The sequence below is a fragment of the Paenibacillus sp. N22P23 genome, assembly GCF_059383735.1.
On the sequence record NZ_JBXENT010000019.1, the window covers coordinates 26,248 to 40,887 of the forward strand.

General features: G+C 51.9%; 11 protein-coding genes and 1 other RNA gene. 11 read left to right on the forward strand and 1 reads right to left on the reverse strand.

Going from position 1 to position 14,640, the window contains the following annotated elements:
- Positions 1-88 precede the first annotated feature (88 nt).
- The 6 genes from gap (at position 89) to AC506A_RS30870 (ending at position 7,384) form a co-directional block, all read left to right on the forward strand.
- The gene (gene gap, locus AC506A_RS30845; RefSeq protein WP_475784701.1) at positions 89-1,093 is read left to right on the forward strand and encodes a type I glyceraldehyde-3-phosphate dehydrogenase; all 1,005 of its coding nucleotides are present in this window, start codon (positions 89-91) and stop codon (positions 1,091-1,093) included.
- A 438-nt stretch (positions 1,094-1,531) separates the two neighbouring features.
- The gene (locus AC506A_RS30850; protein ID WP_495464788.1) at positions 1,532-2,713 is read left to right on the forward strand and encodes a phosphoglycerate kinase; all 1,182 of its coding nucleotides are present in this window, start codon (positions 1,532-1,534) and stop codon (positions 2,711-2,713) included.
- A gap of 21 nt (positions 2,714-2,734) precedes the next feature.
- Positions 2,735-3,487, forward strand: coding sequence for a triose-phosphate isomerase (gene tpiA, locus AC506A_RS30855; protein WP_495464789.1), 753 nt, complete (start codon positions 2,735-2,737; stop codon positions 3,485-3,487).
- A gap of 1 nt (position 3,488) precedes the next feature.
- On the forward strand, positions 3,489-5,021 hold the full coding sequence (gene gpmI, locus AC506A_RS30860) for a 2,3-bisphosphoglycerate-independent phosphoglycerate mutase (protein ID WP_495464790.1): 1,533 nt from the start codon (positions 3,489-3,491) through the stop codon (positions 5,019-5,021).
- Between the two features lie 115 nt (positions 5,022-5,136).
- Entirely contained in the window at positions 5,137-6,429 is a 1,293-nt protein-coding gene (eno, locus tag AC506A_RS30865) for a phosphopyruvate hydratase (RefSeq protein WP_091225610.1), read from the forward strand.
- Between the two features lie 178 nt (positions 6,430-6,607).
- Complete coding sequence (locus AC506A_RS30870) at positions 6,608-7,384, forward strand: sugar phosphate isomerase/epimerase family protein (protein WP_256256685.1); 777 nt, start codon at positions 6,608-6,610, stop codon at positions 7,382-7,384.
- 315 nt (positions 7,385-7,699) lie between these two features.
- On the opposite strand, the gene AC506A_RS30875 is transcribed toward AC506A_RS30870, so the two are convergent.
- Positions 7,700-8,620, reverse strand: coding sequence for an AraC family transcriptional regulator (locus AC506A_RS30875; protein ID WP_495464791.1), 921 nt, complete (start codon positions 8,618-8,620; stop codon positions 7,700-7,702).
- A gap of 141 nt (positions 8,621-8,761) precedes the next feature.
- Here AC506A_RS30875 and AC506A_RS30880 point away from each other — a divergent pair, with 141 nt between their 5' ends.
- The 5 genes from AC506A_RS30880 to ssrA all read left to right on the forward strand — a co-directional run bounded on the left by AC506A_RS30880 (position 8,762) and on the right by ssrA (position 14,551).
- Complete coding sequence (locus AC506A_RS30880) at positions 8,762-9,703, forward strand: phytanoyl-CoA dioxygenase family protein (RefSeq protein WP_495464792.1); 942 nt, start codon at positions 8,762-8,764, stop codon at positions 9,701-9,703.
- A gap of 113 nt (positions 9,704-9,816) precedes the next feature.
- On the forward strand, positions 9,817-10,053 hold the full coding sequence (secG, locus tag AC506A_RS30885) for a preprotein translocase subunit SecG (protein ID WP_090986128.1): 237 nt from the start codon (positions 9,817-9,819) through the stop codon (positions 10,051-10,053).
- A gap of 274 nt (positions 10,054-10,327) precedes the next feature.
- The gene (rnr, locus tag AC506A_RS30890) at positions 10,328-13,396 is read left to right on the forward strand and encodes a ribonuclease R (RefSeq protein ID WP_495464793.1); all 3,069 of its coding nucleotides are present in this window, start codon (positions 10,328-10,330) and stop codon (positions 13,394-13,396) included.
- A 114-nt stretch (positions 13,397-13,510) separates the two neighbouring features.
- On the forward strand, positions 13,511-13,990 hold the full coding sequence (smpB, locus tag AC506A_RS30895) for an SsrA-binding protein SmpB (RefSeq protein ID WP_495464794.1): 480 nt from the start codon (positions 13,511-13,513) through the stop codon (positions 13,988-13,990).
- Between the two features lie 195 nt (positions 13,991-14,185).
- Positions 14,186-14,551, forward strand: a transfer-messenger RNA (tmRNA) gene (ssrA, locus tag AC506A_RS30900).
- Positions 14,552-14,640 lie beyond the last annotated feature (89 nt).

Below are 14,640 nucleotides of genomic sequence, written 5' to 3' on the forward strand. Positions count from 1 at the left end.
GATGTGATCTTGACGAGTGGACTGCCGGAAACCGGTGTCCAACGCCTCGTCTTGAGATAAATGAAATTATGCCTAGGAGGAAACTAAAATGGTAAAAGTTGGTATTAACGGATTTGGTCGTATCGGCCGTAACGTGTTCCGCGCAGCATTGAATAACCCGAATGTACAAGTGGTGGCTGTTAACGATTTGACAGACACAAACACACTGGCTCACCTGCTTAAATATGACACTACACATGGCAAGCTGGAAGCTACTGTAGAAGCTAAAGAAGGCGCGCTGATCGTAAATGGCCGTGAAATCAAGGTTTTTGCTGAACGTAACCCTGAGAACCTTCCATGGGCTTCTGTAGGCGCTGAAATCGTTGTTGAATCTACTGGTATTTTCACAGCGAAAGACAAAGCTGAGCTTCACTTGAAAGGCGGCGCGAAGAAAGTAATCATCTCCGCTCCAGCTACTAACGAAGACATCACAATCGTAATGGGCGTTAACGAAGATAAATACGATGCTTCCGCGCACACGATTATCTCCAACGCTTCTTGCACAACGAACTGCCTTGCACCATTCGCTAAAGTAATCAACGACAAATTCGGTATCGTAAAAGGTATGATGACTACTATTCACTCGTACACTAACGATCAATCCGTATTGGACGTTCCACATAAAGACCTGCGCCGTGCTCGTGCTGCTGCAGAAAACATTATTCCTTCATCCACAGGCGCTGCTAAAGCAGTATCCCTTGTATTGCCTGAGTTGAAAGGCAAATTGAACGGTATGGCTATGCGTGTTCCTACGCCTAACGTTTCCGTAACAGATCTTGTTGCTGAATTGAAAGTTAACGTAACTGTTGACGAAGTAAACGCAGCATTGAAAGATGCAGCTGAAACTTCCCTTAAAGGCATCATGAACTACTCCGATGAGCCGCTTGTATCGAGCGACTACAACAGCGACCCGGCTTCCTCCACAATCGACGCTTTGTCGACTATGGTTGTCGAAGGCAACATGGTTAAAATCATTTCTTGGTACGACAACGAGTGGGGCTACTCCAACCGTGTAGTTGACCTTGCTGCTTACATCGCTTCTAAGGGGCTTTAAGACATCCCCCTAGAAGGACGATCCCCCTAAGTCCCCCTTGAAAAGGGGGATTCCGAGGGTTCCCCTCTGGACACCCTATATTCGTCGAAGGAGCTGCTTGTGGCAGCTCCTTCGCGATAGTTTGCGGGTAATCCCGCCATACGAACATCGTGATACGCCTCATGGCGGTTCACGGGATCGTAAGCTTTCATGCGGCGCTCCCTAGTTCAGAGTTCAAGTACAAGAGATTATGACGCATCGGCGCTTCCCTTAGGGAAGCTGATGCTCGTTTTTTTAGATACGGTTGCCCGTTGCAACCTGCAACGCCGGTTTCCCTGCGGGGAACTAACACAAAAACATATAGATATAAACCTGCAGATGACTGCGGGATGGATAGCAAGTGGAGGATTTAAATATACTTAAGACCTTTATCATGGGGTTCCCGGGAGGATTTCACTAATGAACAAGAAGAGTGTGCGTGACGTTGAAGTAGCCGGTAAACGTGTATTTGTTCGTGTGGATTTTAACGTACCAATGGAGAACGGTGCGATTACGGATGATACGCGTATTCGCGAGACGCTGCCTACCATCAAGTATCTAATCGAGAACGGTGCGAAAGTGATTTTGGCGAGCCACCTGGGACGTCCAAAAGGTCAAGTCGTTGAAGGCATGCGTCTAACTGAAGCTGGTGTACGTTTGTCGCAATTGCTCGGCAAGCCAGTTGTCAAAACAGACGAAGCTGTAGGTGAATCGGTAAAAGCTCAAGTAGCTGCTCTAAAAGAAGGCGACGTGCTCTTGCTTGAGAATGTTCGTTTCTATGAAGGCGAAGAGAAGAATGATCCGGAATTGGCGAAAGCTTTTGCCGAATTGGCTGATCTGTTCGTAAATGATGCTTTCGGCGCTGCTCACCGCGCTCATGCATCGACTGAAGGTATCGCACACTATTTGCCGGCTGTATCAGGCCTTCTGATGGAGAAAGAGCTTGACGTGCTTGGCCGCGCTCTCTTGAAGCCAGAGCGTCCGTTCACGGCGATTGTTGGCGGATCTAAAGTAAAAGATAAAATCGACGTTATCAACAAAATGATCGAAATCGCAGATAACATCATCATCGGCGGCGGTCTTTCCTATACGTTCTTCAAAGCACAAGGTCATGAGATCGGCCAATCCCTGTGTGACAACTCCAAGCTTGATCTGGCACTTGAGTTTATCGAGAAAGCCAAAACGATGGGCAAGCAATTCCTGCTGCCGGTTGATATTGTCATTACGGACGAGTTCAGCGCGAAAGCAAACACGCAAATCGTTGATGTTGACGGCATCCCAGCTGAATGGGAAGGCATCGACATTGGTCCGAAAACACGTGAGCTGTATGCTGATGTAATCAAGAATTCCAAGCTGGTTGTATGGAACGGACCGATGGGCGTATTTGAAATCGAGCCATTCTCGCACGGTACTCGTGCTGTTGCAGCGGCTTGTGCAGATACAGCAGCTTACACGGTTATCGGCGGCGGCGATTCTGCTGCAGCTGCAGAGAAGTTTGGTCTGGCTGACAAGATGGATCACATCTCGACTGGCGGCGGCGCATCATTGGAATTCATGGAAGGCAAAGCGCTTCCTGGCGTTGTTGCACTGAACGATAAGTAAGGGATAAAGGGGCGAATAACGATGCGTAAACCAATTATTGCAGGCAACTGGAAAATGTTCAAAACGGTTTCTGAAGCGACTGCTTTCTTCGCAGACGTTAAAGGCAAAGCAGAGGTTGACGGTGTTGAAACGGTCATCTGCGCGCCATTCACAACATTGCCTGCGCTTGTTGAAGCGGCTAAAGGCACAGCGATCGCAATCGGTGCACAAAATGTCCACTTCGAGGACAACGGTGCATTCACGGGTGAAATCAGCGGCGTTATGCTGAAAGACCTCGGCGTTCAATATGTAATCATCGGTCACTCGGAGCGCCGCGCATATTTTGCGGAATCCGATGAGATTGTAAATAAGAAAGTCCATGCTGCATTCAAGCACGGTCTCACGCCGATCATATGTGTTGGCGAGAAACTGGAAGAGCGCGAAGCAGAGCAAACGAAATCGGTTTGTAAAGTACAAACGGAAGCAGCTTTCCAAGGTCTGTCCGCTGCACAAGCTGCAGAAGTAGTTGTTGCGTATGAGCCTATCTGGGCGATCGGTACAGGCAAATCCTCGACTTCGGCTGATGCAGAAGACGTGATCTCGTTCATCCGCGATGTTATCGCTGGACTGTACGATGCAGCAACGGCTAACGCAGTTCGCATTCAATACGGCGGCAGCGTAAAACCGAACAACGTAAGCGAATATCTGGGTCAATCCAATATCGACGGCGCTTTGGTTGGCGGTGCAAGCTTAGAGCCTGCTTCCTTCATCGCACTTGTCGAGGGGGCGAAGTAAGATGACAGCTCCAGTTGCACTCATTATTTTGGACGGATTCGGTTTGCGCAACGATGTTACCGGCAATGCGGTTGCACAGGCGAATAAACCCAACTACGACCGCTACTGGAATTCCTATCCGCACACGACATTAACGGCGTGCGGAGAGGCAGTAGGCTTACCGGAAGGACAAATGGGCAACTCCGAAGTTGGCCATTTGAACATCGGCGCAGGCCGCGTCGTCTATCAAGACCTGACTCGCATCAGCAAGTCGATCCGCGACGGTGAATTCTTCGACAACGAGACGTTGATGGGTGCCATCCGTCACGTGAAGGAGAGCGGCAAGAAGCTGCATTTGTACGGCCTGCTGTCTGACGGCGGCGTACACAGCCACATCGCTCACTTGTTTGCACTGCTTGAGCTTGCGAAGAAGGAAGAAATCGAGGAAGTATACATCCATGCGTTCTTGGACGGCCGCGACGTATCGCCGGACAGCGCGAAGGGGTACCTCGAGCAATTAACCGCCAAAATCGCAGAAATCGGCGTAGGCAAAATTGCGACTGTACAAGGTCGTTACTACGCGATGGACCGCGACAAGCGATGGGAGCGGACCGAGAAATCGTACCGCGCAATGGTTTACGGAGATGGCCCGCAATATACGGATCCGATCAAAGCCGTTGTGGAATCCTATGAGAAATCAGTCTATGACGAGTTCGTCATGCCGACTGTGATCGTGAAAGAAGACGGCAGCCCGGTTGGCGTCGTGGAGTCCGAAGATGCGGTTATTTTCTTCAACTTCCGTCCTGACCGTGCGATTCAGCTGTCGCAAGTGTTTACAAACAGCGACTTCCGTGGTTTTGACCGCGGTCCGAAAGCGCCGGAGAATCTGTATTTTGTCTGTTTGACACTATTCAGTGAAACCGTTGGCGGCTTCGTTGCGTATAAGCCGAAGAATCTCGATAACACGCTGGGTGAGGTGCTCGTGCAGAATGGGAAGCGTCAGCTTCGCATCGCAGAGACAGAGAAGTACCCGCATGTAACGTTCTTCTTCAGCGGCGGTCGCGACGCAGAGCTTCCGGGCGAGACGCGTATTCTGATACCTTCTCCGAAGGTAGCCACTTACGATCTTCAACCGGAAATGAGCGCGTATGAAGTAGCGGCTGCAGCTGTGAAAGAAATCGAAGCTGAGCGTCAAGATGTGATCATCTTGAACTTCGCAAACCCGGATATGGTAGGTCACTCCGGGATGCTTGAGCCGACAATCAAAGCGGTTGAAGTGACTGACGAGTGTCTGGGTCAAGTAGTGGAAGCGGTGCTGGCTAAAGGCGGCGTATGTCTGATTACGGCTGACCACGGCAATGCTGATATGGTGATTGATGAGAACGGTCGTCCGTTCACAGCCCATACGACAAACCCGGTTCCATTCATCGTCACGAAGCAGGTTGGTCCACTTCGTGAAGGCGGCGTCCTCGCGGATATCGCGCCGACTATTCTGTCTCTTGCAGGTCTCTCGAAGCCGGAAGAAATGACAGGAACATCGCTAGTGCAAGGCTAGGAACGGCAACTGAAAAAATGCCTAGGCTCGTTTACTATATTCATTCATGCGTTTAATGATTAATGTCGATAAATGGGTATAAGAATCAATTAAAATTAAAGGAGTGTTTTCGAACATGTCTATCATTACTGACGTTTATGCACGCGAAGTGCTTGATTCCCGCGGTAACCCTACCGTTGAAGTTGAGGTTATGCTGGAGTCCGGCGGCAAAGGCCGCGCAATCGTTCCATCCGGTGCTTCCACAGGCGCTTACGAGGCTGTTGAGCTTCGTGACGGCGACAAATCCCGTTACCTGGGTAAAGGCGTTCTGACAGCTGTCGAGAACGTAAACACGATTATCGCTCCTGAAATCATCGGTCTGGATTCGCTTGATCAAGTATTGATCGACCGTAAAATGATCCAGCTTGACGGCACGCACAACAAAGGCAAATTGGGTGCTAACGCAATTCTTGCTGTATCCATGGCTTGTGCACGTGCAGCAGCTGACGCGCTTGATGTTCCACTTTACACATACCTAGGTGGATTCAACGCAAAAACACTTCCGGTTCCGATGATGAACATCGTTAACGGCGGCGAGCACGCTGATAACAACATCGACGTTCAAGAGTTCATGGTTCTGCCGGTTGGCGCAGAAAGCTTCAAAGAAGCACTTCGTATCGGTACTGAAATCTTCCACAACCTGAAATCGGTTCTGAAAGATAAAGGCCTGAACACAGCAGTAGGCGACGAAGGCGGTTTCGCACCGAACCTTGGTTCCAACGAAGAAGCAATCACGACAATTATCTCCGCTATCGAGCGCGCAGGCTACAAGCCGGGCGTTGACGTATTCCTCGGTATGGACGTTGCGTCCACTGAGTTCTACAAAGACGGCAAATACCACCTCGAAGGCGAAGGCCGCTCGTTCACTTCCGCTGAGTTCGTGGACCTGCTTGCTTCGTGGGTTGAGAAGTACCCAATCATCACAATCGAAGACGGCTGCTCCGAAGACGACTGGGAAGGTTGGAAATTGCTCACTGACAAATTGGGCGGCAAAGTCCAACTCGTTGGTGACGATCTGTTCGTAACGAACACAGAGCGTCTGTCTGACGGTATCGATAAAGGCGTAGGTAACTCCATCTTGGTCAAAGTAAACCAAATCGGTTCCCTGACTGAAACATTCGATGCCATCGAAATGGCAAAACGCGCCGGCTACACAGCTGTAATCTCCCACCGTTCCGGTGAGTCCGAAGACAGCACAATTGCAGACATCGCAGTAGCGACAAATGCAGGCCAAATCAAAACAGGCGCTCCGTCCCGTACGGACCGCGTTGCGAAATACAACCAATTGCTTCGCATCGAAGATCAATTGGGTTCGACTGCACAATACGCAGGCAAAAGCGCGTTTTACAACCTGAAAAACTTCAAGTAAGTTTCAAAGGAAAAACGGCTAAAGCCAAAATGGCATAAGAGTGTCCCAAAAGGTGAGGTAGTTTAAGCCTAGGCATTCGCTATAATTAGGGAGAGATGACAGGGCGCAAGACCTGTTGCTCTCCCTTTTGTGTTGGAAAGAGCAGGAAGAGAAGAACAAAAAACTATAGAGCTATGAGGTGGAAGCATTGGCTAAACCGGTTGTTGGCTTACAGTTGTATACGCTTCGTGATCAAACGGAGAAGGATTTCATCGGTACGATTCGCAAAGTAGCGGAAATGGGCTACAAAGCAGTAGAATTTGCAGGCTACTTCAACACTCCTGCGAAGGAATTGAAAGCATTGTTGGACGAGCTTAATTTGCAAGCGCCTTCAGCGCATGTTGGTTTGAACTTCGGTGAGCCTGAGAAAATCGAAGCCGATCTAGCCAAACAAATTGAATACGCCAAAGAAATTGGCCTTCAATATATCGTGACGCCATGGGCGCCGCTGCCTGAGAACCCGACGGCAGAAGATGTGAACAAGCTTGCAGACATTCTGGCTGCAGCTGGTAAACAAGTATCGGAAGCGGGACTTATCTACGGCTATCATAACCATGATTTCGAATTCAAGCTGGTTGATGGCAAGCCGGTCATTGACCTGCTGTTGGAGAAAGTCCCTGCAGAATACCTGATTGCTGAGTTTGACTTCGGCTGGGTACACATGGGCGGACAGAACCCGGTTGATTATGCGAACCGCTATGCGGGCCGTTTGCCTTTGGCGCATTTTAAAGATTTTGGCCAAGGCCGCAGCGACACCGAGGTGGGTAAAGGTATCGTGAATTTGAAAGGCGTATTGGACGTAGCCGAGCAATCGGGCATTCAATATATTTTCGTGGAGCAAGAGCAGTTCGTGTCCTCGTCGCTTGAGAGCGCGAAGATCAGCTTGGATTTCTTCCGCGAGAATGGCTATCTGTAAGATAGTAGGATCCCGCGGTCCCTGGTGAGGGGCTGCGGGATTTTTTTGTGTTGGGGTTTGGAGGGAGAAGGCCGCTAACGAACCGTGAGGGTCTTATTTGCGCGAAATCAGATGCTTTTCGGATCTAACGAACCGTGAGGGCGTTATTTTGAGGAAATGGAGCAGAAATGGGCAGTTCGACACGTAATAGCGCCTGTAGGGTTCGTTAGATTTTTAAAACCCATCATTTGGCTGAAATAAGAGCCCTGTGGTTCGTTAGAATGAGCGGCCATGGTGAGAGTGCGAGTGCGTGGTCAGAGTACGGTTGTGGTGTGGTTAAATAAACCGGGATGTTTTGCGGTATTGGCCAGGCGGCATGCCGGTATGCTGCTTGAACCACTTGGTGAAATTGTGGATAGAACCGATATGAAGCTCATCTGCGATGGAGAGAAGCGTTTGCTCGGAGTGAGTGAGCAGCTCTTTGGCAAGCTGCAGCTTACGGCTCATGAAATAATCGTAAGGGGTCGTTCCCAGTTGTGCCCGGAAGAGCCTTGCAATATGATCAGGGTGATAGGAGCTCCACTGTCCAAGCCAGCTGTGATTGTATCGTTCACGGGCGTGCTCGTCGCATTTGGAGGCGATCGCGCTAATGATAGGAGTTAGCGTCAGCTGACTGCGGCCGGTTCGAAGATCCTCTTGTTTCATAGCGGCAATTAGCTCCAGCAGCAGTCCGCGAAGCATCGGGACTGTATACGCTCGTGATTCGGCACTGTAGCTTTCTGCCAGACGGGCAAAGCGGGGTTCGAACCTCTCGACAGACAGCTGCCGCACAACTTGAAACAAGAGACACTCATCGGGCTGCTCGGAATTGCCGACCAGCATCCGGTTATCTCGCTTAGTATCATGAGCCGGATCGAATTTGGCGGTGTCATGAATTGTGATCCCTAAGCTTCTCTCGGAAGGATGATGTTCTTCCCAGCTGAAATGTAAGCCGTACAAGAGAAACGGTGCTATCTCATCTGCGATGAAGTGGTGCACCGTATCGGGTCCATAGTAGAACAAGCTGCCTGGGACGGCAGCGTAACGTTCACCTTGAATGAAGGCCGTTCCGTGACCGGCGGCAACGAAGATAAATTGATGCTCATCGATGACTCTGGGGCCAAACGCGAAGCCCGGCAGACACTGCAGTCTATTGGCATACCAAACGGCAGGCTGAAGGGACTCCCAGCTTATTGTTGGTACGGGACAATTGGACAAGATACGGACCTCCTCTGCTGCAGGATGTCGTTCAGAGTTAAAAAGGCGTCGGATGGAAATAAATACGCCGCTTTCACCTAAGCATATAATGGAATTATGAAGTCGACAATCGACAAATTCCTAGTGGGATGAAAGGGCGGGATGGCGATGGATCCGGCGATCAAACCGGCAACGCGGTCTTTTGAAGATGCGACACCTTTGCTGGCTGTACCAGAGGAACTGAGACGGGAAGCGGAGAAGAAGGGGTATTTGTTTTTCAAACATTTCTTCACTCGTGAGGAAGTGATGGAGCTTCGGGAGCAGATGCTGAACGTCCTGCAGGAAGAAGGGCTTCTGGATCCTGCAGCGCCGCTGATGGATGGCATCGGCAATCAGCCGCTCATTGACGGACTTACGTTCGAAGAACTGAACTGGAATGGAATTGGAACGACGCAACAGGTTTATCATAAGGTTCAGAAGCTGGAATCCTTCCATGCTGTGGCTCATCATCCCAAGCTGCTTGGTTTGTTCGATACGTTGTTCGGTGAACGCACCTTCCCGCATCCTCGCAATATTGCTCGCATTATGCTGCCTAGCGACAAACTGAACGTGACGCCGCCGCATCAAGATTTTCTCCATATTCAAGGCAGCTACAATACGTGGACCTGTTGGGCTCCGATTGGCGACGTGCCTAAAACGCTTGGCGGTTTATCGGTACTTGAAGGCAGTCATGATACGGGGCTGCTTACGGTGACGGCTAATCCCGGTGCCGGTGGACTGGAGTCGATTCTGTGCGGGCTTGGTTATGAATGGGCAGAGATCGACTATGAAGCGGGAGATATTTTGATTTTCCACAGCTTGACGGTGCATAAGGCACTCGCTAACACGATCCCGGGACGAGTTCGCTTGTCGCTCGATTTGCGGTTTCAACCTGCCAGCCTGCCGATCGAGAACGCATCCTTGCTGCCGCATGGGCCATTCGAGTGGGATGAACTGTACGAAGGTTGGACGCGCGAGGAGCTGCAGTACTACTGGAAGAAGGAGCAGTTCACGTTCCTGCCGTTTAATGATGAGATCCGCTGGCAGAAGGACAAAATCTGTTAGCTTGTATTAGCCACCTTGCTATGGTACAATAATATTGCTGTTTCTAGGTCTTGTCTCCTTAGGCAAGGCACGGCAAACTTTAAATTTGCTCCTTGTGCGCAGGAGGTGGAACTATGGAAATCACTTTTAAAATTTTGCTTATCATTTTCTCCTTGGCTCTGATCTCAGTTGTACTTTTGCAAAAAGGGAAGAGCGCTGGGTTGTCGGGTGCTATTTCCGGCGGTGCTGAGCACTTGTTCGGTAAAACCAAAGCACGCGGCTTGGACCTGTTCTTACAGCGTATGACAATTGCAGTCGCAGCAGGCTTCTTCATCACTGCTCTGGTTGTTGCGTACCTAGTTAAGGCGTAATGAAATAAGATGTACAGAAAGCGGGCTTAAGGCTCGCTTTTTTTGTTGCTTGTCGAAGCTGGAAGAAGTTTACTGAATCATGCAGCAGGCGAAAATTGTTATTTTTGCCGGGCTGGCGCGGATGGTGGCCATACCTTTCGTGTATACTATATAGTATATGGCAATCTATCAACCGACTGCTGCATAAGCACTGATTGGTTTGAACGAGCTTTTGGGTCGTTCGGCATTCAGCAAAATGGGATTGACGGCATCGCGGTACATGAGGTGAGAAGTTATGGTAACAGAGCAGCAGCTGCTGGAGTATATGCGTGAGCAGGCGTACAAGCCGATGACCTACCAAGAGCTAGATAAGCAGCTGGGCGGAGAGGGAGATGCGGCGTCGTTCCGCAATTTCCTGGTGGTGTTAAACGAGCTGGAGAATGAGGGTAAAATCGTACGGAATTCCAGCGACCGCTACGGGCTTCCGGAGCGGATGAATTTGGTGCGCGGACGGGTTCAGGCGCATGCGAAAGGTTTTGCATTCTTGATTCCTGAGGATAAGGGACATGGCGATGTCTACATTAACGCCAATGATCTGAAGAGTGCGATGAATGGCGATATCGTGCTCCTGCGCGTCACATCGAAGAGCGCATCCGGCGGTCGCATGGAAGGCGAAGTCGTGAAGATTATCGACCGCGCTGTGACGCAAATTGTCGGAACATTTGATCATCATGAGTCGTATGGCTTCGTGCTGCCGGATGATAAACGGATTAATCGGGATATTTTTATTCCACAAGGTCAATTCAAAGGTGCGGTATCGGGGCAAAAGGTTGTCGTGCGCATCGTGTCCTACCCGGAAGGCCGTTCGGCAGCAGAAGGTGAAATTATTGAGGTGCTCGGTCATAAAGATGACCCGGGCATTGATATTCTCTCCATTATTCGGAAGCATCAGCTGCCTGAGAGTTTTCCGGATGACGTGATGGCAGAAGCGGAAGCTGCGCCGGATTCGATCACGGAGGATGAGATTGCACGCCAAGGTCGCCGCGATTTGCGCGATAAGGTCATTGTGACGATCGATGGCGAGGACGCGAAAGACCTTGATGATGCAGTCAATGTTGAACGCCTTGAGAACGGCAACTTTGTGCTGGGCGTGCATATTGCCGATGTCGGTTATTATGTAAAAGAAAACTCGGCGCTGGACCAAGAAGCGTACCGCCGCGGATGCAGCGTGTACTTGGTCGACCGCGTTATTCCAATGCTGCCTCACCGCTTATCGAACGGGATCTGTTCCCTGAATCCGAAGGTAGACCGGTTGACGCTTTCCTGCGAGATGGAGTTTGATGCGGCGACGCTCAAGCGCGTGCGCCATGAAGTGTTTACGAGTGTCATTCGGACCAAAGAACGGATGACCTATACGAATGTACGCAAAATCGTCGCGGACGAGGATCCTGAAGTGATGGAGCGTTATGCCGATCTGGTGCCGACGTTCAAGCTGATGGAAGAGCTTGCGATGCGTTTGCGCGGCATGCGGATGAAGCGGGGCGCGATTGATTTTGACTTCATCGAGTCCAAGGTCATTGTGGACAGCGATGGCAAAGCGATCGATATCGTGAAGCGCGAGCGTTCGATTGCAGAGTCGATTATTGAAGAGTTCATGCTTGCAGCTAATGAAACGGTTGCGGAGCATTTCCACTGGCTCAAGGTACCGTTCCTGTACCGAACGCATGATAATCCGGATCAAGAGAAACTGCTGCATTTCGTGCAGTTTGCGGCGAACTTCGGTTATACGATTAAAGGCAAAGGCGGAAGCGTCATTCATCCGCGTGCGCTGCAAACGCTGCTTGAGGATGTGCGCGGTTCGAAGGAGCAGACGGTTATTTCAACGGTCATGCTCCGTTCGATGAAGCAGGCAAAGTACGATGCAGAGAGTCTCGGCCACTTCGGCCTTGCCGCTGAGTTCTACTCGCACTTCACGTCGCCGATTCGGCGTTATCCCGATCTTGTCATCCACCGCGTGATGCGGGAAGTGTTCGAGAACGGCGGCACGCTGACGGATGCTCGTCAAGAGGCGCTAACCGCGCGGATGCCCGATATCGCGCAGCAGTCGTCGGAGCGGGAGCGCTTGGCGGTTGAAGCGGAACGCGACACGGAGAAGCTGAAGAAATGCGAGTACATGCTCGATAAGGTCGGCGAGGAATTCGACGGCATCATCAGCAGTGTGACGAGCTTCGGCATCTTCGTGGAGCTGCCTAATACGGTCGAGGGGCTCATTCGTTTGAGCGAGCTCTCGGACGATTATTATCACTTCCACGAGCAGCACATGCTGCTGATCGGCGAGCGGACGTCGAAGACGTATCGCATCGGCGATGAGGTGCGCATCCGCGTGGAGCGGGTGAACATGGATGAGCATACCATTGATTTTGGGATGCTCGAGAATAAGAGCGCAGACGGCGCTGACCGTGCGCGCGAGTATGGGTTTGGCGGCGGCCGCAGCGGAGCCGGCCGTGGCTCGCGCAGCGGCGGCGGCCGCGAGCGTGGCGGCGCAGCCGCTGCGCAGCGCAGCGCCAGCGGGCGCGGAGGCGCAGGCGCGCGCGATGGCCGCGGCGGCGGGAGCGCGCCAGCAGCGGCGGCGCGCGAAGCGGCCGTGGGGCCGCGCGGACGCGGCCAGCGGCGCGGAGGCGCAGCCGCGGCGGAGCCGGGCGTGACGCGCAGCGGAGCGGGAGCGCCGCAGGCGCAAGAGCGCAGCGGCGGCGAGCGCGGCGGACGCCGGCGCAAGGGCCGCGGCGGCGAAGCCGGGCGCAGCGGCGGAGCGGCGACGCAAGGCGCGGGAGTCGCGCCGGTGCGCCGCGAAGGCGATGCACGCGCGTGGAAGCCGGAGGATGATTTCAATCTCGATCGGCTTCTAGGTACGGATGGCAGTGGCGGCGAGTCCGGTGAAGGTAAGCGTAAAGCAGTTCGCACCGATATGTGGGGCTTGCCGATCCTGAACGCAGGATCGCTTAAGGATAACGGCGAAGATCCGGATGCCTACCGTTCACGCGGACGTGATGGCGGCGGACGAGGACGTTCCGGCGGTGACCGCGGGTTTGGCGGTCGTTCATCCGGCTCAGGTCGCGGCGGGGCATCCCGTAGTGGCGGTGGAGGAAGCGGTGGTAATGGCGGTGCAGCTGGCGGAACCGGCTCACGCCGTAAGAAGCCAGTTGGCGCAGAGTCTCAAGCAACGCCGGCACCTGATGCTGGCGGAACTAGTAGCAGCACCGGCAGCGCCGGAAATACAGGTACTGCTGCCAGCGGTTCGAAGCCCCGCAAGAAGAAGAAAAACGGCAACTCCACTGCCGCTTTTGTTCGGAAGAAACGCTTATAGTACGCGGTTCGAGCTTGCTTTTACCAAATCTTGATTTCAATCTGTAAAGTTGTTACAATGGACTCCTGACTGATATGGTTGGGAGTCCGTTTATTACGGGGAGAGGTGATTAGCGTGGCGAAGAAGAGTGATGGCAAACAGCTCGCACAGAATAAGAAGGCTTCCCATGACTATTTCATTGAGGATACCTTCGAAGCGGGTATGGTGCTTATGGGAAGTGAGATTAAGTCGCTTCGAATGGGACGAGCCAATATTGGCGATGCGTTTGCGACCATTCGTAACGGTGAGATTTTCATTCACAATTTGCACATCAGTCCTTTCGAGCAAGGTAACCGAAGCAATCCGGATGATCCAACCCGGACTCGCAAGCTCTTGATGCATAAGGTACAGATTCATAAGCTGCTTGGGTTATCCAAACAAGAGGGCTACGCAATTGTTCCGCTTAAGATTTACGTTCGCAACGGTTATGCGAAGCTGCTGCTCGGCCTTGGTAAAGGGAAGAAGCAGTACGACAAGCGCGAATCGGCAGCGAAGAAAGATGCACAGCGCGACATTCAGCGTGCTTTGCGCGAGAAGCAGAAGGTTGCCAGATAGTACATTGGTTGTTATGGTGATCGTCGCCAACACTTCCAGCAAGACATGCCTTCATTAAGTCGGCACCTGTGTTATACTAAGTAAGCAACGAACGAAGTACATGCTCACCTAATGAACTGCTGAACGTTTGGCAGTACAGTCGGCTAGAGCGTCTTACCTGCTAAACGGAACGTATGGAGCCGTTTATGCGATATTGGGGGCGTTTATGGATTCGACGGGGATAGTACGAGCATGGGTTGCGGGTAGTGGGGACGCGTCCACTTCATCAACGCTAAAGCCTATTAAACGGCAAACAACAAAACAACTACGCTTTAGCAGCTTAATAACCTGTTAGCGTGCTCCTACCTAGCATCGCCCATGTGACTAGGCTAGGGGCTAACCAGTAGTGGGATACGCCGCTTCGGTCTCCGCCTGGGGTCGACGGAAGAAGACAATCAGGCTGACCCAACGTATAGCCGGTTACGGGGCGATACTCGGGTGACATCAAAACTGTGACTACACCCGTAGAAGCCTGTGTGGCGTTGTCTTCGGACAGGGGTTCAAATCCCCTCGCCTCCACCAAACATGTGAGAGAGCACCTTGTTAGGTGCTCTTTTGCTTTATACATAGGGAAGTTACGAAGGGTTAGTTGCGGTTAGGAACCTTGATTT

Excerpts from the sequence above, each read along its gene's own strand:
- gap (WP_475784701.1), top strand. The coding sequence starts at position 89 with ATGGTAAAAGTTGGTATTAACGGATTTGGTCGTATCGGCCGTAACGTG.
- tpiA (WP_495464789.1), top strand. The coding sequence starts at position 2,735 with ATGCGTAAACCAATTATTGCAGGCAACTGGAAAATGTTCAAAACGGTT.
- gpmI (WP_495464790.1), top strand. The coding sequence starts at position 3,489 with ATGACAGCTCCAGTTGCACTCATTATTTTGGACGGATTCGGTTTGCGC.
- rnr (WP_495464793.1), top strand. The coding sequence starts at position 10,328 with ATGGTAACAGAGCAGCAGCTGCTGGAGTATATGCGTGAGCAGGCGTAC.
- AC506A_RS30850 (WP_495464788.1), top strand. The coding sequence starts at position 1,532 with ATGAACAAGAAGAGTGTGCGTGACGTTGAAGTAGCCGGTAAACGTGTA.
- AC506A_RS30880 (WP_495464792.1), top strand. The coding sequence starts at position 8,762 with ATGGCGATGGATCCGGCGATCAAACCGGCAACGCGGTCTTTTGAAGAT.
- eno (WP_091225610.1), top strand. The coding sequence starts at position 5,137 with ATGTCTATCATTACTGACGTTTATGCACGCGAAGTGCTTGATTCCCGC.
- secG (WP_090986128.1), top strand. The coding sequence starts at position 9,817 with ATGGAAATCACTTTTAAAATTTTGCTTATCATTTTCTCCTTGGCTCTG.